17 protein-coding genes are annotated in these 21,386 nt (G+C 67.3%); 12 read left to right on the top strand and 5 right to left on the bottom strand.

Annotated elements, in window-relative coordinates:
* Positions 1 to 6 precede the first annotated feature (6 nt).
* The 3 genes from sigE to tatB all read left to right on the top strand — a co-directional run bounded on the left by sigE (position 7) and on the right by tatB (position 1,634).
* Positions 7 to 621, top strand: a complete 615-nt coding sequence (sigE, locus tag FPH17_RS03665) for an RNA polymerase sigma factor SigE (RefSeq protein WP_154878731.1) — start codon at positions 7 to 9, stop codon at positions 619 to 621.
* Between the two features lie 140 nt (positions 622 to 761).
* Positions 762 to 1,148: an anti-sigma factor family protein gene (locus FPH17_RS12135; protein ID WP_154878730.1), complete on the top strand. Its 387-nt coding sequence runs from the start codon at positions 762 to 764 to the stop codon at positions 1,146 to 1,148.
* A 12-nt stretch (positions 1,149 to 1,160) separates the two neighbouring features.
* On the top strand, positions 1,161 to 1,634 hold the full coding sequence (gene tatB / locus FPH17_RS03655; protein WP_154878729.1) for a Sec-independent protein translocase protein TatB: 474 nt from the start codon (positions 1,161 to 1,163) through the stop codon (positions 1,632 to 1,634).
* A gap of 19 nt (positions 1,635 to 1,653) precedes the next feature.
* Here the strand turns inward: tatB and FPH17_RS03650 are convergent, their stop codons facing one another.
* Positions 1,654 to 2,790 (bottom strand): Mrp/NBP35 family ATP-binding protein, encoded by a 1,137-nt coding sequence (locus FPH17_RS03650; RefSeq protein ID WP_154878728.1) that lies wholly within the window; start codon positions 2,788 to 2,790, stop codon positions 1,654 to 1,656.
* 130 nt (positions 2,791 to 2,920) lie between these two features.
* On the opposite strand from FPH17_RS03650, the gene FPH17_RS03645 reads away from it, so the two are divergent.
* Together FPH17_RS03645 and FPH17_RS03640 are read left to right on the top strand one after the other, a co-directional pair.
* Positions 2,921 to 3,442, top strand: coding sequence for a YflT domain-containing protein (locus tag FPH17_RS03645; RefSeq protein ID WP_154878727.1), 522 nt, complete (start codon positions 2,921 to 2,923; stop codon positions 3,440 to 3,442).
* Positions 3,443 to 3,493: 51 nt separating this feature from the next.
* Positions 3,494 to 4,279, top strand: coding sequence for a type 2 periplasmic-binding domain-containing protein (locus FPH17_RS03640; protein WP_154878726.1), 786 nt, complete (start codon positions 3,494 to 3,496; stop codon positions 4,277 to 4,279).
* Positions 4,280 to 4,367: 88 nt separating this feature from the next.
* Here the strand turns inward: FPH17_RS03640 and FPH17_RS03635 are convergent, their stop codons facing one another.
* The 3 genes from FPH17_RS03635 to FPH17_RS03625 all read right to left on the bottom strand — a co-directional run bounded on the left by FPH17_RS03635 (position 4,368) and on the right by FPH17_RS03625 (position 12,901).
* Complete coding sequence (locus FPH17_RS03635) at positions 4,368 to 8,147, bottom strand: multifunctional oxoglutarate decarboxylase/oxoglutarate dehydrogenase thiamine pyrophosphate-binding subunit/dihydrolipoyllysine-residue succinyltransferase subunit (protein ID WP_154878725.1); 3,780 nt, start codon at positions 8,145 to 8,147, stop codon at positions 4,368 to 4,370.
* Positions 8,148 to 8,262: 115 nt separating this feature from the next.
* A complete protein-coding gene (locus tag FPH17_RS03630) occupies positions 8,263 to 11,979 on the bottom strand; it encodes an ABC transporter ATP-binding protein (RefSeq protein WP_154878724.1) in 3,717 nt (1,238 codons plus the stop codon).
* A 4-nt stretch (positions 11,980 to 11,983) separates the two neighbouring features.
* A complete protein-coding gene (locus tag FPH17_RS03625; RefSeq protein WP_154878723.1) occupies positions 11,984 to 12,901 on the bottom strand; it encodes a hypothetical protein in 918 nt (305 codons plus the stop codon).
* A 202-nt stretch (positions 12,902 to 13,103) separates the two neighbouring features.
* Between FPH17_RS03625 and FPH17_RS03620 the strand changes: the two genes are divergently transcribed.
* Together FPH17_RS03620 and FPH17_RS11870 are read left to right on the top strand one after the other, a co-directional pair.
* Positions 13,104 to 14,675 carry a carboxylesterase/lipase family protein gene (locus FPH17_RS03620; RefSeq protein WP_095554598.1) on the top strand — a complete coding sequence of 524 codons (1,572 nt, stop codon included), beginning with the start codon at positions 13,104 to 13,106 and terminating at the stop codon, positions 14,673 to 14,675.
* A 146-nt stretch (positions 14,676 to 14,821) separates the two neighbouring features.
* Positions 14,822 to 15,628 carry a hypothetical protein gene (locus FPH17_RS11870; protein ID WP_167496765.1) on the top strand — a complete coding sequence of 269 codons (807 nt, stop codon included), beginning with the start codon at positions 14,822 to 14,824 and terminating at the stop codon, positions 15,626 to 15,628.
* A 10-nt stretch (positions 15,629 to 15,638) separates the two neighbouring features.
* Here FPH17_RS11870 and FPH17_RS03610 read toward each other — a convergent pair whose 3' ends face one another.
* Complete coding sequence (locus FPH17_RS03610) at positions 15,639 to 16,157, bottom strand: hypothetical protein (RefSeq protein ID WP_238397073.1); 519 nt, start codon at positions 16,155 to 16,157, stop codon at positions 15,639 to 15,641.
* Between the two features lie 117 nt (positions 16,158 to 16,274).
* Here FPH17_RS03610 and FPH17_RS03605 point away from each other — a divergent pair, with 117 nt between their 5' ends.
* The 5 genes from FPH17_RS03605 (at position 16,275) to FPH17_RS03585 (ending at position 21,234) form a co-directional block, all read left to right on the top strand.
* Positions 16,275 to 17,489 carry an MFS transporter gene (locus FPH17_RS03605; RefSeq protein WP_154878722.1) on the top strand — a complete coding sequence of 405 codons (1,215 nt, stop codon included), beginning with the start codon at positions 16,275 to 16,277 and terminating at the stop codon, positions 17,487 to 17,489.
* A 1-nt stretch (position 17,490) separates the two neighbouring features.
* Positions 17,491 to 18,486 carry a nucleoside hydrolase gene (locus FPH17_RS03600; RefSeq protein WP_154878721.1) on the top strand — a complete coding sequence of 332 codons (996 nt, stop codon included), beginning with the start codon at positions 17,491 to 17,493 and terminating at the stop codon, positions 18,484 to 18,486.
* Between the two features lie 170 nt (positions 18,487 to 18,656).
* Positions 18,657 to 19,430 carry an ECF transporter S component gene (locus FPH17_RS03595; RefSeq protein ID WP_154878845.1) on the top strand — a complete coding sequence of 258 codons (774 nt, stop codon included), beginning with the start codon at positions 18,657 to 18,659 and terminating at the stop codon, positions 19,428 to 19,430.
* Complete coding sequence (locus FPH17_RS03590) at positions 19,427 to 20,107, top strand: energy-coupling factor transporter transmembrane component T family protein (protein WP_244288052.1); 681 nt, start codon at positions 19,427 to 19,429, stop codon at positions 20,105 to 20,107. The genes FPH17_RS03595 and FPH17_RS03590 overlap by 4 nt, the downstream gene beginning before the upstream one ends.
* Positions 20,098 to 21,234, top strand: coding sequence for an ATP-binding cassette domain-containing protein (locus tag FPH17_RS03585; protein ID WP_154878720.1), 1,137 nt, complete (start codon positions 20,098 to 20,100; stop codon positions 21,232 to 21,234). Before FPH17_RS03590 ends, FPH17_RS03585 begins: the two co-directional genes overlap by 10 nt.
* The last annotated feature ends 152 nt before the right edge of the window (positions 21,235 to 21,386 follow it).

The raw sequence follows: 21,386 nt of genomic DNA, 5'->3' as shown, positions 1-21,386 counted from the left end.
AGAGCAATGACTTCACCGCGCGAGCTGCCCACCCCGAACGCCGACACGCTGACGGGCACTGCGGCGTTTGACGCTGGCCAGGGCGGGATGCCCACCTGGGCCGAGTTGGTTGCGGAGCACGCGGACAGCGTCTACCGCCTTGCGTTCCGCCTCTCCGGCAATCAGCAGGACGCGGAGGACCTCACGCAGGAAACGTTCATGCGCGTCTTCCGCAACCTGAAGAGCTACAAGCCCGGCACGTTTGAGGGCTGGCTGCACCGCATCACCACCAATTTGTTCCTGGACATGGTGCGCCACCGCGCCACGATCCGGATGGAGGCGCTGCCGGAGGACTACGAGCGCGTCCCCGGCACCGACATGACGCCGGAGCAGGCGTACACGGTGGCCAACCTCGATCCCGCGCTCCAGCACGCGCTGGACGAGCTCGGCCCGGACTTCCGTGTCGCTGTGGTGCTTTGTGACGTCGTCGGGATGACCTACGAGGAGATCGCCGACACCCTCGGCGTGAAGATGGGTACGGTCCGCTCGCGCATCCACCGCGGCCGACAGCAGTTGCGCGCGTCGCTGGAGGCGCAGGCACAGCACGATCAAGCGGCGAAGGACCTGATCCGGGCGCGGTAGTTTTACCTGCTCCGCGGGGCGGTGAGCGCACTCGGCGCCGGACGGGCGTACGCTAGGTGCAAATTGGGCCAGTGGCCTCAACATGCGATCGAGCGAGAACGAGGAGTAAAGGAGCGCACTGAGTGGGCGAGGTGAGCAGGGTGAGCAAGAAGATGCCGTCGACCGCCGCGTCATCCGGCGCACCCCGGCGCAAGCAGTTTTCCTCCACCGAGCACCTCAGCCCCGAGGCCATCGCCGCGTTCACCGACAACGAGCTCAGCGCCACGGCGGCGCGTCGCGCCCGTTCGCACCTGATGCAGTGCGCGGAATGCTTCGCCGAGGTGCAGGCGCAGCGAATCACCTCCCAACGGGTGCGCAGCTGCAACGACGACGACCTGCACGCCCCGGACTCGCTGGTCGAGCGGCTGGCGCAATTGCGCAGCGATGACGTCGCCGACCGTCCGTGGGTGGATCCCTCCGCGCAGTCTCACGGCAGCATGCTGGACAAGATGGAAGTAGTGTTCCGCACGCTCAGGCGCCGCGGGTAGAGGGGGCAGGCAGTGTTTTCCAACATCGGCTGGGGCGAGATTTTCTTCATCCTCATCATCGGCCTCATCGTCATTGGCCCCGAGCGTCTGCCGGGCGTGATCCAGGACGTCCGCGCAGCCATTTACGCGGCCCGCAAGGCCATCAACAATGCGAAGGCGGAGCTCAACGGCGAATTCGAGGAGTTTGAGGAGTTCCGCGCGCCCATGCAGAAGGTGAGCAAGTACGCCGCCATGGGGCCCAAGCGGGCGATGGCGCAGATGCTTTTCGACGATGACCGGGATGACTCGGTTGACGCGAACGTCCCCGGAAACGCCGACCCGCGCGCGGCGCTTCGCCACGACCCGCAAGCTCGGACCCCCAAGCCGCCGGTGGACCCGGGTGAGCCGGGCGGCGGCTCCACCCGCCAGGTGGCGCGGCGTGACGCCCAAGGAAAGCGCAAGCCGGACGCATCCGGCGGCGGTTTCTCCTGGGCCGACATCACCTAGGCGCAGGCAGCACCAGGGGCTACTTCACGCCGAGGTTCAAGCTCTTGCCCGCCAGCGAGGTGCGGCGGATCTTCAGCGTGTTTGCAACCTCCGTGATGGCCTTGGCGGCGGGGGAGTCGGGCTCATCGAGCACGACCGGCGTGCCCGTGTCCCCGTGCTCGCGCAGCTTCGGGTCCAGCGGGATCGACCCGAGCAGCGGGACCTCATTATCCGTCAGCGCGGTGAGGCGCTCGGCGACCTGCTCGCCGCCGCCCTCGCCGAAGATGTGCATGGTGGAGCCGTCCGGCATGACCATGCCCGCCATGTTCTCGATCACGCCCGCGATCGGCTGGTCCGTCTGCTGCGAGATCGTGCCGGCGCGCTCCGCCACCTCTGCGGCCGCGGCCTGCGGGGTGGTGACGATGAGCAGCTCGGCGTTGGGCACCAGCTGCGCCACGGTGATGGCCACGTCGCCGGTCCCCGGCGGCAGGTCCATGAACAGGACGTCGAGGTCACCCCAGTACACGTCTGCGAGGAACTGCTGGATGGCGCGGGTGAGCATCGGGCCGCGCCACACGATCGGGGCATTGCCCTCCACGAACTGCCCGACGGAGATGTGGCGGACGCCGTGCGCGATCGGCGGCATGAGCATCTCGTCCACCACAGTCGGGCCCTGCCCCGCGGAGCCCATGAGGCCGGGGATGGAATGGCCGTAGATGTCGGCGTCGATAATGCCCACGGAAAGCCCCTGCTTGGCCAGCGACGTGGCGAGGTTGACGGTCATGGAGCTCTTGCCCACGCCACCCTTGCCCGAAGCGACCGCGAAGACGCGAGTCCGCGAGTTCGGGTCGGCGAACGGGATCACGGGGCCGCTCTGCTGGCCGCGGAGGGACTGCGCGAGCTCGCGCCGCTGCTCGTCGCTCATCGTGTGCAAGGTGACCGAGACTTCGCCCACGCCCTCGAGGTCCTCGAGCACCGCGCGCGTGTTGGACTCGATGGTGTCTCGCATCGGGCAGCCGGCGATGGTCAGGTACACGCCCACGGCGACATCGTTGCCGTCAATGGAAACGGACTCGACCATGTTGAGCTGCGTGATCGGTTTGCCAATCTCGGGGTCCTCGACGCGCGAGAGGGCCTCGTAGACAGCGTCTTTGGTAATCGGGGAAGTATCAGTCATAACGCCTACCAAGTATAGGGTGGCGCGTGACGTGGCAGAAACGGCCTAGCGCGGTCCAGCCATGAGCGCGGGCGGTAAGATGTGGACGTTGCACGCACAGGCCGCTGACTCCCCGGAAAGGACACCGACCATGACTACCCCCTCGCTCCGAAGCCCGCAAAACCGCGAGATCCCAACCGGCTGGCCGGTGGGCAGCTTTGGCACCTACCAGGAGGCGCAATCGGCCGTGGACAACCTGTCCGACAACGAGTTCCCGGTGGAAAAGCTCACGATCGTCGGCGTGGACCTGATGCAGGTGGAAAACATCACGGGGCGGCTCACCTGGCCGCGCGTGCTCGGCGGCGGTGCGCTGTCCGGCATGTGGTTCGGTTTGTTCATCGGCCTCATCATGGGGATGTTCGCGTCCGAGGGCAGCATGTGGCTGCTGGTATCCATGTGTGTCATCGGCGGTGCCGTGTTTGGGCTGATCTCCGCGGCGTTTGCGTACGGGTTCACCGGCGGCAAGCGCGACTTCGCCTCCGCGACCACGATCGTGGCGGGCCGCTACGACGTGCTCGCGGAGCAGGACGTGGCCACTCGCGCCCGCGACATGATCGCCGCGATGGGGCAGCCGCAGCGCCCGTTACAGGGGGCCAACGGCGACGAGCGCTAGGATCAAGAGGACCAAACGGCCGAACGTACTGACCGAGAGGACGGGATCTGTGTGGGCAAGGTGAACCAGCGGTGGCGACGCATCGCCACCGCGGCGATAGCGACAGCGAGCGCGCTGTCCCTCGCGTCCTGCACGCCGTTTGAGCGGCCGGAGATTGCCACCGTACTCAACGTCGGAGCAGAGGGGACGCTCGCTATCGCCGTCGACCCGGCGTCGCCGGAGCAGCTGGTCATCGGAGAGATCTACAACCAGGTCCTCGCCGCGTACGGCCGCCCGGTCGGCCTCGCGGCGAACTCGTCGTTTGCGTCGCGCAGCCCGTTGGACATCCTGAAGGAAGACAACGTCGACATCGTGGTCGGCTGCACGGGCCAGATCCTCACGCAGCTGGATCCGCAGACCGCGGAAAGCTTCGCGCAGCCGAGCGACGAGGCGGACGGAGCCGCGGACGAGAACACGACGAGTAGCGCGTCCGAGGCCGAGCGCCAAGATGAGGTGTATGCCGCCATGGTCGCCACGTTCCCCGCCAACGTTCGCTCGGTGGATCCCTCGCCCGCGCAGGCCTGCCAGGACAGCGAGGCCGCGAAGCAGGGTCTGCCGGAGAACATCGTCCCCATCATCAAAGACGGCGAGCTCACTCGCACCGAGTCGACCCGGTTGAACTTTATTACGCGCGTGATGTCCACCAAGGACATCGAGGAGATGGCAGAGCGCGTAGAAGCGGGGGAGACTGTGCGTTCCGCGGTGGCGGAATGGTTGATGGAGTACGCGAGCATTAACATCAACGCCCCGAAAACCAAAGACGAGGACGAGAAGGACGGGACGCAGCGCGCGGCGTAGCGGAAGGCGTCGAGAAGCGCGCGCCCTACGCGCGACCAAGAAGAAAGGCCCCCAGGACGTGTCCCGGGGGCCTTTGCGCTGCGAGGCGTTACTTGGCGAATGCCTCCTCGAGCAGCGCCTTCTCCTCCTGCTGGTGCACCTTGGCCACACCGGTTGCGGTGGTGGACTGCGCACGGCGGGAGACGCGAACCATCTTCGGCATGTCCGGGATCAGCTCGCGCAGGTGCTCGTTGTAGAACGGCCAAGCGCCCTGGTTGGCGGGCTCGTCCTGGACCCAGCGGATCTCCTTCGCGTTCGGGTAGTTGGCAAACGCGTCGCGGAGGCGGTTGAACGGGATCGGGTGGAGCATCTCCACGCGGATGATCGCGATGTCATCGCGGCCGTCCTTCTCGCGCTTCTTCTCCAGCTCCCAGTAGATCTTGCCGGAGCAGAGCATGATCGTGGTGACCTTGTCAGTGTCGGCGATCTTCTTGTTGCCGCGCTGGACAAAGTTCGGGTCGTCGATAACGGACTGGAAGCGGTTGACCTCGATGAAGTCAGCCGGCTGGGAGACCGCGGCCTTGTTACGCAGCATCGACTTCGGGCTGAAGACGATGAGCGGACGCTTCATCTCACCCATCGCCTGGCGGCGCAGGAGGTGGAAGTGGTTTGCCGGGGTGGACGGCTGCGCGATGGTCATGGAGCCCTCCGCGACGAGCTGCAGGTAGCGCTCGATGCGGGCGGAGGAGTGGTCCGGGCCCTGGCCCTCGTAGCCGTGCGGGAGCAGCAGGGTGAGCGACGACAGCTGGCCCCACTTGGTCTCGCTGGAGGAGACGTACTCGTCGATGATGGTCTGCGCGCCGTTGGCAAAGTCGCCGAACTGCGCCTCCCACGCGACCATGGCGTCCTGGTTGCCCAGGGTGTAGCCGTACTCGAAGCCCATGCCCGCGAACTCGGTGAGGGCGGAGTTGAAGACCTCGAAGCGGCCGCCGTTGCCGGACTCGATCGCGTTGTGGTCGAGCGGGTTGTACGCCTCGCCGTTCTCCGGGTTGTACAGGACCGCGTGGCGCTGGGTGAAGGTGCCGCGCTGGGAGTCCTCGCCCGCCAGGCGGATGAACTTGCCTTCCTCGGCCAGGGAGCCGAAGGCGAGCAGCTCGCCCCAGCCCCAGTCGATGTTGCCGTCCTCAAAGGAACCGCCGCGCTTCTTCATCACGGACTTCAGGCGCTTGTTGGAGGTGAAGTCCTCCGGCAGGTCCACGAACGCGCCAGCGAGGCGCTTGAAGGTCGCCTCGTCGATGGAGGTATCCAGGCCGTGGGTGAGCTCCTGGGAATCGGTGATGCCGGTCTGCTCGCTCGGGTGGCCCTCGTGCTCCTTGACGTCGGCGAACACGGAGTCCAGCTGGTCGTGGAAGTCCTGGGCCGCCTTCTCGGCCTCGTCGGCGTTGATGTCGCCGCGGCCGACGAGGTCCTTGGTGTAGCGGGTACGGACCGAATCGTGGCTGTGGATGCGGTCGTACATCACCGGCTGGGTCACGGTCGGGTCGTCGGCCTCGTTGTGGCCACGCAGGCGGTAGCAGATGAGGTCGATAAAGACGTCCTTGCCAAACTCGCGGCGGTATTCGGTAGCCAGCTGGGCAACCCACGCTGCCGCCTCCGGGTCGTCGCCGTTGACGTGGAAGACCGGGCAGTCGAAGCCCTTGGCCAGGTCGGTGGCGTAGAAGGAGGAACGGCCGGAGTCCGGGGTGGTGGTGAAGCCGATCTGGTTGTTCACCACGATGTGGACGGTGCCGCCGACGGTGTAGCCGGGCAGGCGGGACAGGTTCAGGGTCTCCTGAACCACGCCCAGGCCGGTGAAGGAGGCGTCGCCGTGCAGCATGATGGGCACGACCGGGTGGTCCTCGCGCACGCCGGCTTCCTTGAGGATGTCTGCCTTTGCGCGGGCCATACCGACGAGGACCGGGTCGACGGCCTCGAGGTGCGACGGGTTAGCGGCCAGGGAGACCTTGATCTCGCCGTCGCCGAACATCTGGATGTGCTCGCCCTGGAAGCCGAGGTGGTACTTCACGTCGCCGGAGCCGCCCTGCTGTGCGGACTGGACGTTGCCCTCAAACTCGTTGAAGATGGTGGCAACCGGCTTGCCCACGATGTTGAACAGCACGTTGAGGCGGCCGCGGTGCGGCATGCCGATGACGACCTCGTCCAGGCCCTGGCCAGCGGCGGTGTCAATGACCGCGTCCATGAGCGGGATGAGGGTCTCGGCGCCCTCGAGCGAGAAGCGCTTCTGGCCGAGGTACTTGGTCTGCAGGAAGTTCTCAAAGGCCTCTGCGGCGTTGAGCTTCTGCAGGATGTACTTCTGCTCGGCGTTGGTGGGCTTCGGCATGCCGACCTCGAGGCGGTCGCGCAGCCACTCGCGCTCGTCGCGGTCCATGATGTGGGTGAACTCCGCGCCGATGTGCAGGGTGTAGGCCGCGCGCAGGCGAGACATGACCTCACGCAGCGTCATGGTCTCCTTGCCGCCGAACCCGCCGACGTGGAAGGTGCGGTCCAGGTCCCAGATGGTCAGGCCGTGGGACTCCATGAGCAGGTCGCGGGAGTCCGGCATGGGCAGGCCCGGCTGGTGCCAGCGCAGCGGGTTGGTATCCGCGATGAGGTGGCCGCGGGAGCGGTACGCCTGGATCAGCTGCATCACGCGGGTGTCCTTGTTCACACCGGTGTTGGGCTGGTCCTGTGCCCAGCGCATCGGGGAGAACGGGATTTCCAGGGCGGTGAAGATGTCGTCCCAGAACTTGTCGTCGATAAGCAGCTGCGAGATGTCGCGGAGGAACTCGCCGGATTCCGCGCCCTGGATAACGCGGTGGTCGTAGGTGGAGGTCAGCGTGACCAGCTTGCCCACGCCGAGCTCGGCGAGGCGGTCCTCGGACGCGCCGGCGAACTCAGCCGGGTAGTCCATCGCGCCGACACCGACGATGGTGCCCTGGCCCTTGGTCAGGCGCGGGATGGAGTGGCGGGTGCCAATGCCGCCCGGGTTGGTCAGCTGGATGGTCACACCGGAGAAGTCATCCATGGTCAACTTGCCGTCGCGGGCGCGCTTGACGATGTCCTCGTACGCGTCGATGAACTCGTTGAACGCGAGCTTCTCGGTCTCCTTGATGGCGGCGACGACGAGGGAGCGGGAGCCATCCTTGCCCGGCAGGTCAATGGCCAGGCCGAGGTTGATGTGCTCCGGCTGGACGGCGTAGAACTTGTTGCCGTCCTCCTTGTAGTTCTTGTTCATGTCCGGGTGCAGCTTGGCTGCCTGGACGATGGCGTAGCCGATGATGTGGGTGAAGGAGATCTTGCCACCGCGGGTGCGCTTGAGGTGGTCGTTCACCAGCGCGCGGTTCTCAAACATGAGCTTGACCGGCATGTCTCGCACGGTCGTCGCCGTCGGGACCTCGAGGGACTCGTTCATGTTCTTAGCAATCGCCTTGAACGCGCCCTTGAGCTGGAACTCGCCGGGCTCAACCTCAATGTTGTTGATGTTGTCCAGCGGGGACTTCTTCGGCTTCGGCAACGTTGCCTTCTCCTTGGACGCGGTGGCCTTCGCGGCGGTGGCGGCGCGGTCGATCTGGGTCTCGCGGCCGTCCTGGCTCGGCGCGGCGGTGGAGGAGGAAACCTTCGGGTCGGTCTTCGCCGTCTCCTGCTTCGCAGCCGGCGCAGCGGAGGCCTTGGCGGCCTTGGGCGCCTGCTGAGTCTTCGGTGTCTGCTGAGCCTTCGGTGCCTTGGGAGCACCCTCTGCATCGAAGAGCTTGCGCCATTCCGGATCAACGGAATCCGGGTTCTCCTGGTACTGCTGGAACATCTCGTCAACCAGCCAGCTGTTCTGACCGAACGTGTTATCGCTGCTCACGGCAGGTCCTCGCCTCTTTCTGTCGGGTCTTTACTCGAACTAAATCTTGACTGTAATTCGCTTGATAGCCAGAGCGTTAAAACTCTCTCGCATTCTTCCACGACGCCACCATGGCCTACCCCCGATTTCGGTTGACTGCCCACATCCGGGCATATTCTCCGTCCGATTTCAGGAGGGTCTCGTGGGAACCATCTTCTATGATACGTCCTCCTTCAACGACAACTATGCGGTCGGCCCGTTGCGCGGTGAGCAAACGGTGCGCGACGATGATGGAGGTTCTCCCAGCAGTGGTACGACCAGCAGCGTTGAGGACGGCGTGCTCGGTGGCCGGGTCAAGCGTTGCGGTCGCCTCGTCCAGCAACACCACATCTGGGTGGAGCAGTTCCGCCCGCGCCAGCGCAATAATTTGCCGTTGCCCCGAGCTGAGCCCGCGGCCGCGCTCGCCGACCGAGGCGCAGAACCCGCCGGGGATCGCCGCGATGACGCCGAGGGCGCCGAGCCGGCGCACCGCGTCTTCGATCTCAGCCCGCGAGGCGCCCGGCGCGCCGTACGCGATGTTGTCGGCCACGGTGCCGGGGAAGAGGTAGGATTCCTGAGGCACCTGCGCGAGCGCGCGCCGCCATGCCGGCAGCGGGAACTCGGCGATGTCCGTGCCTGAGGCGGTGATCCGCCCGGCGGTCGGGTCGTAGAAGCGAGCCAGCAGCTTGACCACGGTCGACTTGCCCGCGCCCGTCGGCCCCACCAGGGCAACGGTCTCGCCGGGCCGAAGGTCGAGGTCCAGGTCTTTCACCACCAGGGTTGGGGTGTCGCGCTTGTCGACGCCCCCGTAGCCGAAGCTCACGCCCTCGAGGGCAAGCGGACCGCGGGCGGCGTCGGCGGCGCGCGGGTTGGTGCCGGTATCGGGCACGATCGTGCGCTCCGCCAGGAGCTCCGTGATGCGGTCGAAGCTGACGGTGGCCTGCTGCCAGGAGTCGAAGATCTGGCCCAGTTGCTGGATCGGCCCGTAGAGCTGGCCGAGGTACATGGTGAAGGCGACGAGTACGCCGACGGAGAGGTCGCCCTCGGACACGCGCGTCGCGCCCACGCCGACGACGGCGGCCGTCATGATCTGCGAGATGGCCTGCATGCCCGGGAAGTAGGCGGCGAGGAGCGTCACGGAGCGCATGCGGAGGCGTCGATAGGCGAGCGAAGCGTCTGTGAACGCCGCCTCGGCGCGGCGCTCCGCGGTGTACATCTGCGTGACGCGGATGCCGCCGATGAGCTCGGCGAAATCGCCGTTGACCACCGAGATCTGGGCGCGGGCGGCCGTGAAGTAGCGGCGCGAGAGGCGGCGGAAGATGAGCGTGGCGACGACGATGACGGGCACCGCGCTCATCGCGGTGAGCGTGAGCTGGCCGTCCGTGGCAAGCAGCATGGCGGAGACGCCGACGAGGCTGCCCACCGCCACGATCGCCTGCGCCAGCCCGGTCTGGAGGAAGCTGGAGAGGGTGTCAATGTCCGTGGTCAGGCGGGTGATGATGCGCCCAGACAGGTGCCGCTCGAAAAAGTTCAGCCCCAGCTGTTGCAGGTGCGCGTAGGTGCGCAGACGCAGGCCGTAGAGAAGCCGCTCGCCGGAGCGGGAGGACAGGACGGTCAGGCACGCGTCGGCGGCCCAGCCGATGAGCACGACGGCGAGCGTCGCGCCCGCGATGGCACACAGCGCGCGGAAGTCCTTCGGTGCGATGCCGCGGTCGATCGAGGCGCGGATGAGCGTGGGAAACGCGAGGTCGGCGAGCACGCCGACGATGAGGAGCGCGACGCTGCCTGCGATCAGCCAGCGCACCGCGCGGAAGAGCTGCGAAACCTTGAACTCGTTGCCGCTGCCCGTCGGGGTGCGCAGCCGCGCAAGCGTCGCCTCGTTGAGGTTCGGCTGCTCTCGCGCGGGCGGGAGCTTTGCGACGTCAGCCAGCAACCCAACATCAGCCATGATGGTATGCCGACCGCCCCCGCTGCTGGTCGCGCGGGCGGCGGATGCCGCGGCCAGGTCGGGGTTCGCGGATGTGGAGTGCTCGTCCGGCCAGAGCAGGTGCTCGGGCGCCTCCGCGCTCGCGGGGGCCTGCGTCGCCTCGGGGGTCATGAGTGCGCGGTAGGCGGGTGTGGCGACGACGTCCGCGCGGGGGCCGTGCTCGGTGACGCGGCCGGCGTCGAGGATGAGGACGGTGTCGGCATGATCGACCGTGGATTGGCGGTGGGCCACTGTGAGGACGGCGACGTCGCCGAGCTCGGTGCGAAGGTTGTGCAGGATCTCGGCTTCGGTGATGGCGTCGATGGCGCTGGTGGCGTCGTCAAGCACGAGCACCCGCGGCTGCGAGAGGAGCGCGCGGGCGAGGGCGACGCGCTGGCGCTGCCCGCCGGACAGGGTGAGCCCGCGCTCGCCGACGAGCGTGTCGTAGCCGTCGTCGAGGCGCTCGATGAACTCGTCCGCGCGCGCCAGCCTGGCCGCGCGGTGCACCGCCTCCGTGAGCGCCTCGCCCGATAGCGCCGCGGGCGCGCCGAGGGCGATGTTGTCAAAGACGGAGAAGGAGAAGAGGAAGGCGTCGTCGAAGACGCAAGTCACCCGGTCGCGGAGGTCCTCCTGCGCAAGGTCGGAGTAGGGGGTCGTGGCCAGGGAGGCGTCGACAAGCGCGCACTGCCCGGAATCGGGGGTGTAAAAGCCGCCGGCGAGTTGCACGGCCATGGTTTTGCCGGCCCCGGGTGGGCCGACGATGGCGAGGGTTTCGCCGGGGGAGACGGTGAAGCTGACGTCGTTAAGCACTGTGGTCCCGCCGTTGGAGAATCGCACGCGATCGAACGCGAGCCCGACGGGGCCTTCCGGGGCGCTGCTGCGCGCGGGCTCCGGCGAGTGCGGGGCGAGGGCGAGGACCTCGTCGAGGCGGTCGAAGCTGCTCATACCCATCTGCAGGCGCACGTACTGGTTGGTCAGCATGGACATCGACGAGGTCAGCGACGTCAGATACGTGGTGAACGCCACGAACGCGCCGATGGTGATGCCGCCGCGCATCACAATCAGCCCCGCCGCGACGATCGTGATGACCAGCGCAATCTTGGGCAGCTGTGATAACAGCGGCTGGAAGCGGGCAGTCAGTTTCGCCGCGCGCATCTTCACCGCGTACAGCTCGCGGCCGAGCGCATCAAGCTTATCGACGCTCCTTCGCTCCCCGCCGAACGCCTTGACCACCCGCACCCCGGAGACGGTCTCTTCCACGTGCTCCGCCAAATCCGCCGTGGCCTGCTGGTTTACCCACGTGGCGGCGTAGAGCGCCTTCCGGGAGCGGTTCGCCTCCCACAAGATCAGCGGCAGCAGGCACAGCGCCATTGCCGTCAGCGACAGATTCATACCCACCATGACGACGAGCGTGCCGACCAGCTGCATTGCGCGGGTGAAGAACATGGGCGTTTGGCCCAGGACCATGGCGTACTGGTTGAGGTCCGAAATCGAGCGGGCCACGATCTGGCCGGTGACAATCGCGTCCTGCCCGTTGCCATCCAGCCGGTGCATCGTGCGCAGCAGTTCCACGCGAAGCCAGTGCTGGGAGGTGGCGGAGAGCCGGCCCGACGCCCAGCGGCGCACCGCGCCCAGCGCGTACGTAACCAGTGCGACGCCAACCATCGTCCACGCGGTGCGCGAGACCGAGCCGGTGACGTTGCCCGTGGCGATGTCCACCGCGCGCCCCGTCAGCGCGGGGAGGAGGACCTGCAACTCCGCTGCGGCTGCAGCGGTGGCAAACGCGAGCGCCGCCGTGACCGGGTTGGCGGTCAGCGAGCGGCGGAACAGGGGGAAGCCGTGGGGCACGGCGCTACTTGGTTGCTTCGATGGCGGCGTCGACCTGCGCGCGCTCCTCCGCGTCGTTTTTGCCGCGGCCGAAAATGTTGAGGATCCACTGCGCGAAGCGCTTCGGGTCGACGCTCAGGCCCTGAGAGTCCTGCCCGTCGTCCTTCTTCGGCGGGAGCGGGGTGGTGAACGCGTCCGGCACCGGGTCGAGCGACTGGCCGACGCGCTTGATCACCTCATCCGCAAGCTTGCGGTTTGCCGTGGTGCCAGCGACCGCGCCGAGACCCAGCGGGAGGAGTTTGCCAATCCAGGCGCGGCGCATCTTCTTTCGCACCTGCTTCAGTGCGGCCTTGGTGAGCATGTTGTTTGCCTCAGCCAGGCCCGGGCCGGAGAAGCGTGCGAGCGTGGACTTGGACGGCAGGCGCGAGGCGTTCTCGCCGACGAACGTGTCCACGATTGCGAGGCCCTCGGTGCCCACCAGGGTGGTGAGCACCATTGCGCGGCGCTGCTCAGGGTCGGCCGGATCGTCGCCGCGCAGGTACGCGGACGCGACGGTGTAGAAGGCGGCTAGATCCAGGAACAGGACGGACTCGCCGGCTACTGCCGCGCTGCCGGAGATCAGGCCGACGCCCGGGACCGCGGCGGCGGCACCGACGCCAGCGCCGGTAGCGGAGACGGTGTTGCGGAAGTGCGCATCCATGCGCTTCTGCACGTCCTGCGGGCTTGCGTCCGCGTCCTGGCGACGCAGCCAGTCCACGTACGCGCGGATGGTGCTGGTCTGGAGCGAGACGGCCTTGTCCACGGAGCTGATAAACGCGCGGGCGATCGGGCCGGCGCCTTCGGCCAGCTGCGCACCGTTGGCGGCAGTGACGTCGTCGGTATCGCTGGCATTGCCTTCGCGGTTCGTGCTGTCCTTGTCGTTGTTGCGATCAAGCAGTCCCATGCTTTCCTCCTCCGGGGCGAGCCCGATAGTGTGATATTGCAAACCTATTGTGCACGTTTCGGCCGAACGCTCGGTGATTGCTCGTGCTCACCTGGGCGGTCGGACCGAGTTCCGCACGGTATAGCGTTGCGCGTGCGGTTTCCATTCCCGTTGCCGTTGAGCGTCGCTGTACGTGGCCGCGTTCGCGTCTAGGGTGGGGGCTATGTCGAGCGCTGATCAACCGGTGGTGACCACAAGTGCCGGTCGCGTGCGCGGAATTGTCGACCCGGACACGGGGGTCCGCACCTGGCGCGGCGTGCCGTACGGCGCGACCACCGAGGGCGCGGGGCGATTCCGTGCGCCCCGCCCGGTTGAGTCGTGGACCGGGGTGCGCGACGCGAGCGCCTTTTCGCCCCCGGCCATGCAGGGGTTCTTCGGCTGGACGGACAACGTCATCGGCACGGAGGACTGCCTCACGTTGGACATCGTGCGCCCCGACAACGACGAGGAGTTGCCGGTGGTGGTGTACTTCCACGGCGGAACCTTTGTCACGGGGTCGAGCCACGAGAAGGTTCTCCAGGGGCACTACCTGACGAAGACGACGGACATCGTCTACATCTCGGTCAACTTTCGCCTGGGCGTGTTCGGGTACTTGGACTACCGCACGCTCGGCGAGGACTGCGTGGCCAACCCGGCGCTCTTGGACCAGATCCTCGCCCTGCGCTGGGTCCACGACAACGCGGCCGGGTTCGGCGGCGACCCCGGCCGCGTCACCATCATGGGCGAGTCCGCGGGTGGCGCGGCGGTGATCCACCTGATGTGCGCCCCGGCTGCGCGGGGGCTGTTCCACCGTGCGATTGCGCAGTCGCCGCCCGTTGCCAGCGTGCACTCCCGCGTGCAGGCGGCGATGTGGGTGCGCAAGCTGATCAAGGATATGGGCTTGCCCAGCCAGACCACGTTGGAGGCGCTGCGCGAGGCTGACGCCGAGGCACTGGTGCGGGTCGGGCAATCGATGCTGCTCAACCGCAAAGAGCTCGTCCAGTTCAACACCAGCTTCATGCCCACCGTGGATACGCACACGCTTCCCGCGCACCCGATCGACGTGTTCCAATCCGGTGCCCAGGCGCCGGTCCCGCTGATCATCGGCACGAACGCGGACGAGGCCAGTTTTGCCAAGGCGCTGTACCAGACGAACAAGTCGCGCCTGCGCGCGGCGCGCCGGGCGCTGAGCGTCTACGACCCCGACAACGCCGAGGCAGTGCTGGAGACCTACGACTTTGTGGACGATCGCCGGAAGTTTGCCGCCCTCATCGCGGACGCGGTCTTCTGGGCGCCGTCGGTGATGCTGGCAACCGAGCATCGTCGCACGGCCCCGACCTGGATGTACCGCTTTGACTACGCGTCGACCACGATGCGCCGGATCGGGCTCGGCGCCATGCACACCTCGGACCTGGCGGCGGTGTTCGGCGATGCGAAGGCAACCCGCGCTTCCAAGTTCGACCCGTTCCAGCCGCGCGAGGAATTCGACGAGGTCAGCGCCGCCATGCAGTTCCACTGGGGCTCCTTCTTCCACAACGCGCATCCGGGCGAGAAGTGGCCGGTCTACGGTTTCCGCAGCGACACGGAGCCCGGCCGCGCGACCGCGATCTTCGCGGCGAAGTCCTCCGTGGAGTACGACCCCAAGGCGGCGCAGCGCCGCGCGTGGGAGGGCTTTGACATGCGCGAATGGGGCATGCACAGGCAGGACCTGGTGGAAACGCTCACCGATTCCATCGCCGACGAGGGCAACGCTTAGCGACGCCACCGCCACCCCCTCTACACACCTCCCAGCAATTTCCACCGCGCGTGCACCCGTGCTTTGTGCGCGTCGGCCGACGGCGCGGCGAATTCCTGGCTAGGCTGGGGCAGGCCTGGACTGGAGAGTGGAAGGAAACCGCCGCCATGAGCTTTTTCGAGGACATTGCAGCCAGCCTTGACCGTGAAGGGATTGAATCCCGGGTACACGACGACACCATGTTCGTGCCCATCACGTCCGAGGTGGAAATCCAGTTTGTAGAAATCGACCCGCTCCTGCCCGCCGCCAATGTGTACATTGCCGCCGCGGACGTGGACGAGGACGATGAAGAATTTGAGGCCGCGCTCGTCGCCGTCGTCTTCTCCGTGGAAAGCGCCGTGGAGACCGTGGCAGAGCACATGGCCACCGACCAGGTGATTACCGTGCTGCGCGACCTCCTCGAGGCTACGGACGAGCGCATCGAGGACCTGGAGTTCTTCCCGGATCGCGTCAACAGCCAGCTGGTGCGCGCCGAGGTCGGCGAAAGCGCCGAGCTGCAGGTCCAGGTCGAGGTGGTGCAGGGGACTGCCACCGCGACGGTCGAGTTCATCGCGCTGTCGGACAACTACGACGACCTCATGGACGACGCGATCGGCGAACTCTGGGAGTCCGACGGCGACGCAGAGCTGACCGAGGAGGATCGACTGCGCCTGTTCGAGACCATCCACAGCGAAGCGGTGTCCGAGGCGGAAATGCTCAGCCTCGGCACGTTCACCGACTTCGACCGGCTCTTCGACGTCCTGTCGCTTGCCGCTGACCAGGCGGAGGAGTGGGAAGGCCAGCTCCTCCCGCTGGAAGACGACGAGGACGAGCCCGACATCTACGACATCTTCGGCCACGACGACGTCGAAGATGATGAAGACGACGACTTCGATGATGAAGACGACGAGGACGACGGAGACGACGAGGACTAGCCCGGGCGGGCTACGCCGCCGCGAGACCCTCAAACATGGAGGACGGTGACAGTACCGGGACGAAGTCGCCGTCGGTGAGCCAGACGTAGCTGGCCGCGCGGGGTGACGGAAGCTCGTGGACGGCGCCCGCGGCGTCGATAGGCAAAAGCGCGCGCACCCACCCTTCGGCGACGCGGCGGTCCGTGGGGAGTCCGGAGGGGTCGGTGACGCGGACCTCGATGAGAAACGCGGGCACTCGGTCCTCGCCGTACCCGCGGACTCTTGCCTGCGCGCGTGGGCCGACGCGGCGCCGCGAGATGGCGATGGTGAGTTCGGTGGTGTGACCGAGGCGGGGGAGCCGTTTTGTCGGCGGGCGCCACCGCGCAGTGGGCCGCGCGAGCGAGCGCGGGTGGTGGATCATCGCCGTGAGCTGCTGGAGCGTGTCCGGTTCGCGCTCGCGGATGTGCGCGGCGTACTCAGTGGGCGGCGGGGCGCAGTAGTCGGAAGGCTGGGCGGGGGCGGTGTGCGTTTTGCTTGTGAAGTTCAACATGCCTGGCACTCTAAGAGGAGAGGTGAACACGGCACCGCACAAATTAGAACACAGTGGCGAACGTGTGGTTGTTCTTGCAGTTTGCTCGCTTGGCGCGTGGGTTTAGGCTGTTTCCCGATGACCCCTACGCCCGAACCTCAGCAGCAGCCGCACACACCGCCACGGCCGGCCATCCCGCGCACCATCTGGGTGCTCGTGGGGGCCGCGTTTCTCATCGCGCTCGGGTACGGATTTATCGCCCCGATCCTGCCGCAGTTCACCGCGAGCTTCGGCGTGTCTATGGCCGCGGCAGGCGCGGTCGTCTCCGTGTTTGCCGCTGCGAGGCTCATCGGCGCGCCCGGTGCGGGCATGCTCGTGGACAAGCTCGGCTCGCGGCCCGTCTACATCACCGGCGTGAGCGTGGTGGCGGCCGCGACGTTTTTCGTGGCGTTTGCCACCGCGTACTGGCAGATCTTTGTGCTGCGCTTCATCGCGGGGTTCGGCTCAACCATGTTTACGTTGTCGGCGCAGGCGCTCATTGTGCGGGTGACGCACCCCTCGATACGCGGCCGCGCCAACGCGATCTATTCGTCAGCGTTCCTGTTGGGCAACATCATCGGCCCCATCATCGGTGCAGCCCTGTCGTTCCTGGGCTTCCGCATCCCGTTTGCCGTGTACGGGCTGATGGTGGGCGTTGCCGCGCTGTTCGTGTGGGTGGCTACGCACAACCCGCAGGGGAGGGCGCAGTTGCCGCCGCCGCTGCCGCCGATGCAGCTGTCCAGCGCGCTGCGCATGCCCACGTACCAGAGCCTGCTGTCCTCGGCATTTGCGCACGGCTGGGTCAACTTTGGCACCCGCGTGTCCATCCTGCCGTTGTTCGCCGCAGCGGTGTTTGCCAACGGCGGCGCCGCTGCCGGCTTTGCGCTCACCGCCTTTGCGTTCGGCACCGCGGTCACGCTGCAGTTCTCCGGCAGGCTCGCGGACAAACACGGGCGCAAGCCACTCATTATTGCGGGCCTGATCACTACCGCCGTGTTCACCGGCTCGATGGGGCTGGCCACCGGCGTCGTGCCGCTGCTCGTCCTGTCCGCGCTTGCGGGTGTGGGCAGCGGGTTGATCGGCCCGGCGCAGCAGGCGTCGCTCGCGGACCTCATTGGGAATAACCGCTCCGGCGGCAAGGTGCTCTCCACGTTCCAGATGGCGCAGGACGCGGGCCAGATCTTCGCGCCGATCGTGGTGGGGCTGCTCGCCCAGGCCTTTGGGTTTGGCGTAGCGTTTGTGGCCTGCGCGGGGATTGCGGTGGCGTCGATAGGCGTCTGGCTCACGCGCGGAACTGAGACGAAGGAGACTTAGGATGAGAGTGCTGCTGGACTGCGACCCTGGCATCGACGACACGTTCGCGCTGACCTACCTCACCGCCGCGCACCACGCCGGCGAGCTGGAGCTGGACTGCGTGACCACGACCGCGGGCAACGTTGAGGCCGAGCAATGCGCGCAGAATGCCGCGTGGGTGCTTGCGCAGTGCAACCTGCCAGCGATCCCCGTGGCCGCAGGCGAGCCGCAGCCACTCGAGCTTGCGCTGACCACCACCCCGGAAACCCACGGCGAGACGGGCTTGGGCTACGCGCACGCGCCCGCGCGCCACGTGGCGACAGACTGGGACATGCTCTGGTGCGACGCCATCGAGCGCGGTAGTGAGGACCTCCACCTCATCGTCACCGGCCCCATGACCAACCTCGCCGTGTTTGCGCGCCGCCACCCGCGCCACTTCGCGCAGCTGCGTCACATCACGGTGATGGGCGGCAGTGTGAACTATCCCGGGAACACCACTCCGACCGCCGAGTGGAACTTCTGGGTCGACCCGCACGCGGCGCAGGAGGTTTTCGCGCGCACGCCGGTGCCCATCACGCTGTGCTCGCTGGGCGTGACCGAGCAGATGCTCCTGGACCCGCCGCGCCTCGAACGGCTCGTCGCGGCGCTGGGGGAGACGCCGATCGCGTCCGCGCTGCCGGAAATCACGCGCTTCTACTTCGAGTTCCACGAGGACGTCGGCGAAGGCTACCGCGCCCAGCTCCACGACCTGCTCACCGTCCTCATCGCGCTTGGTCGCGTCGACACCGCCGTCGCCGAGGCCACCATTGACGTCGAAGCCGCAAGCGAGCTCATGCGCGGCACCGTCGCCGCCGACCTGCGCGGCATGTGGGAGCGCGAGCCCAACGCGCGCGTGGTCACCTCGGCGGACATTCCTAGCGCTTGGGCGCTTGTCGACGCCGCGTTCTCCCTCCACGCACGATTCACCGCAGGAGATGAGCAGCTCAAGGCGGGGTATCACCTCAAGGCGGAGGAATAGCTGGTACACTTTCGCCGTCTGCTTCGCCGAGGTGACATAGGCGAAACCCTGTCGACCACAGGACTAGTTTCCCCTTTTCCGCGTATTACCCCTGGAGAACCCCCATGTCGCACGATACCGACGACCGCCTGCCGTTTCCGCCCAAAGGGCCGGTGAAGCCCCCGACCGACATGGCGCTTGGAGACTGGACCCTGCCACAGCGCCTCCTCGTCATCGCCGGCGCCCTGTGCATCGCCGCAACCTGGGCGTACCTCGTGCTGGTCCGCCCGAGCAGCTGGGACAGCGTCGGCGGATCCACCGAAGCGATCATCACCCTGTGCGGTTACGGGCTGGGCACCGTCCTGCTGCTCGCGGCGACGCTGCCCATGCTTCCGGCGCGCACGCTGGGCCTGATCCCGCTGGCCATCCTCATCAACTCCGTCGTGGGGCAGATCGTCGGCTCGATCGGGCTGCCGCTCTACCTGGACACGATCGGCACCGTGCTCGTTGCCGCGCTCGCTGGGCCGATCGCCGGCCTGACCACCGGCGCGCTCAACAACGTCGTCTGGGGGCTGCTCAACCCGGTGGCGCTCCCGTTCGCGGCGGGTTCCGCGCTCGTCGGGTACCTCGCGGGCGTGTTCATCCACCGGCTGCACGCGCTGCACTCGATATTCACGGTGGTTGGCTACGGCATGCTGCTGGGCCTGGTCGGCGGCGCCGTCGCCGCGCCGGTGGCCGCGTTCGTGTTCGGTGGCACCGCGGGCGTAGGCACCGGTGCGCTCGTGTCGCTCTTCCGCGAGATGGGCGGATCGCTCATCGCGTCGGTGACCACGCAGGCATTCCTCTCGGACCCGCTGGACAAGGTGATCGTCCTCGCGATCGCCTACGTGACGGTGCGGGCGTTGCCGCGGAAGACAGCTCAGGCGTTCGCGCCGCGTCGAAAAAGCGCACTCCGCGCAGCGTGATTAATCCTCTCACGGCGCTGGCGGCGGGGGCGTGCGGGTGGATCCTGGTCCTCGGACTGAATTCGCCCGTGGTGTCGCTGGCCATGACGGCTGTCGCGTGCGTGCTCGGGGTGTGGCGCACGCGCAACGCTTCGGTGCCGGCGACAACGGTGGCGCTCGCCGTGCCCGTCGGGCTGTCCATGCTGCTCATCCACGCGCCGTACGGCAGCGAACGCATCGCCCCACTGCTCACTGCGGACGGCCTGGCGGTGGGCGCAGCGCTGGCGGCGCGATTCTGCGCGTTGATGGCGTGCATGCTCGCCGCCGTCGCGTACGTCCGCATCCCCGAGCTGGTCAAGGCGCTGCAGGTGCTGCCCGGCGGAAACAAGCTGGCGTACATCGCGGGCGCGACGCTGCAGCTCGTCCCGCACGGCAGCGCGCAGGTGAAGGTGGTGCGCGACGCGCAGGCGCTCAAGCGCGCGCCGGTGCACGCGCGAAACGTGGTGACGCGCCTGATCATGCCGGTGCTCACCGCGCTGCTCAGCCAGGGTGCGAGCCGTGGTGCGGCGTTGGAAACCGCCGGCTATGACTTGCCGGGGAGGCGCACGGTGCTGCGGCCGGTGCCGGACTCCGCGGCGCAGAAGGCGCTGCGGATTGTCGCCCCGATCGCGTGCGTGGCGGTGGTCGTATGGATCTGACGCTGCTGCAGCGCGCGCTGAGCACGCACGACCGCGTGCAGGTCGTCGGCGCGTCCGGCTCCGGGATGTCGCAGCTGGCAAACCAGCTCCACGAGGAGTGGCCGAACGTCGGTGTCGTGGGCCAGGACGCTGCGGCGCACGTGACGTACCTGCGCGAGACGGTGATCGAGGAGGTGGCGATCGGCCTGGAGCAGCGCGGCGTCGAGCGCGCGGAGATGCAGGCGCGCTGCGAGCGCATTCTTGCGCGCACGGGACTTGCGCATTTGGCGGAGCGCCATCCGGCGACGTTGTCTGGTGGCGAGACGCGCCGCCTGGCCATCGCGTGTGTTGCGGTGCTCGAGCCGGAGCTGCTTGTGCTGGATTGCCCGTTCGCGGGCCTTGATACGGAATCCGCGCGCTTGATTGAGCAGCTCGTCGCCTCCTCCCGCGCGCTGGTGCTTGGCTATCAACCACGCGAGATTGGTGGCGCGCAGCTCGGCATTATCGACGCCACACTCACCCCGAATCCGCACCTCACCCCAGTTTCGCTTCCCAGTCCCGTCGAACCGCAGCCTGGTCGTATCGATCTCGGTGCCGTAACCGCGGGCCGCCAGGCACCGCAGCGCAAGTGGTGGCATTTTCGTGAGAAACGCGGCGAGCAGTTCCAGGTCGGTCCGGTCGAGCTTGCCCCGCGCAAGGGCGGGGTGCTGTGGCTCCGCGGGCACAATGGGTCGGGCAAGACAACACTGTTGCGCGCGCTTGCTGGCCTCGACGGCAATCCGCCTCAACCGGTCGGCGTCTCACTCGCGCTGCAGCGCGTGGCTGACCAGGTTGTGGAGACCACCCTCGCGGAGTTCGCCGGCGGCAGCGATGCAACGCATCCGCTCGACCTTCCGCAGGCGCAGCTACGGGTCGCCCAATTGCGCCAGGTCTTCGCCCAAGGCCGGGAGCTCGTGCTTATCGACGAACCCGATACCTCACTCGACGCCACCGGCCGCACCCAGGCGCACCACGTCATCGCGGACGGCCTGCGCGCAGGCCAAGCGGTGATCCTCACCTGCCACGACGAGAGCTTTGTCGACGAGGTCGCAGCCTACGCGGAGGTGGAACCGGTCGTGCTCAAGGCACAAGGGCATAAGCCTTATTAGACGTGTGTTTTGGATGCGCTTTTTGGTTGACCGCTGGGTTTTCTCGTTCGTTCTCGCAGCAGCAGGACTCGAGTGTGTTCAGTTGCCGGCGACCGAGCCGAGCACTCCGCGCGTGGGGGTGACTCATCATGGGATGGGTATGCCACCGTGCG

It is taken from the genome of Corynebacterium gottingense (genome assembly GCF_007559235.1).
In the GTDB taxonomy this organism is placed as follows: Bacteria; Actinomycetota; Actinomycetes; order Mycobacteriales; family Mycobacteriaceae; genus Corynebacterium; species Corynebacterium gottingense.
This window is presented reverse-complemented; position numbering and strand designations above follow the sequence as displayed.

Excerpts from the sequence above, each read along its gene's own strand:
- FPH17_RS03585 (WP_154878720.1), top strand. The coding sequence starts at position 20,098 with ATGGATCTGACGCTGCTGCAGCGCGCGCTGAGCACGCACGACCGCGTG.
- FPH17_RS03650 (WP_154878728.1), bottom strand. The coding sequence starts at position 2,790 with ATGACTGATACTTCCCCGATTACCAAAGACGCTGTCTACGAGGCCCTC.
- FPH17_RS03620 (WP_095554598.1), top strand. The coding sequence starts at position 13,104 with ATGTCGAGCGCTGATCAACCGGTGGTGACCACAAGTGCCGGTCGCGTG.
- sigE (WP_154878731.1), top strand. The coding sequence starts at position 7 with ATGACTTCACCGCGCGAGCTGCCCACCCCGAACGCCGACACGCTGACG.
- FPH17_RS03605 (WP_154878722.1), top strand. The coding sequence starts at position 16,275 with ATGACCCCTACGCCCGAACCTCAGCAGCAGCCGCACACACCGCCACGG.
- FPH17_RS03625 (WP_154878723.1), bottom strand. The coding sequence starts at position 12,901 with ATGGGACTGCTTGATCGCAACAACGACAAGGACAGCACGAACCGCGAA.
- FPH17_RS03610 (WP_238397073.1), bottom strand. The coding sequence starts at position 16,157 with ATGTTGAACTTCACAAGCAAAACGCACACCGCCCCCGCCCAGCCTTCC.
- FPH17_RS11870 (WP_167496765.1), top strand. The coding sequence starts at position 14,822 with ATGAGCTTTTTCGAGGACATTGCAGCCAGCCTTGACCGTGAAGGGATT.
- FPH17_RS03600 (WP_154878721.1), top strand. The coding sequence starts at position 17,491 with ATGAGAGTGCTGCTGGACTGCGACCCTGGCATCGACGACACGTTCGCG.
- FPH17_RS03645 (WP_154878727.1), top strand. The coding sequence starts at position 2,921 with ATGACTACCCCCTCGCTCCGAAGCCCGCAAAACCGCGAGATCCCAACC.
- FPH17_RS03595 (WP_154878845.1), top strand. The coding sequence starts at position 18,657 with ATGGCGCTTGGAGACTGGACCCTGCCACAGCGCCTCCTCGTCATCGCC.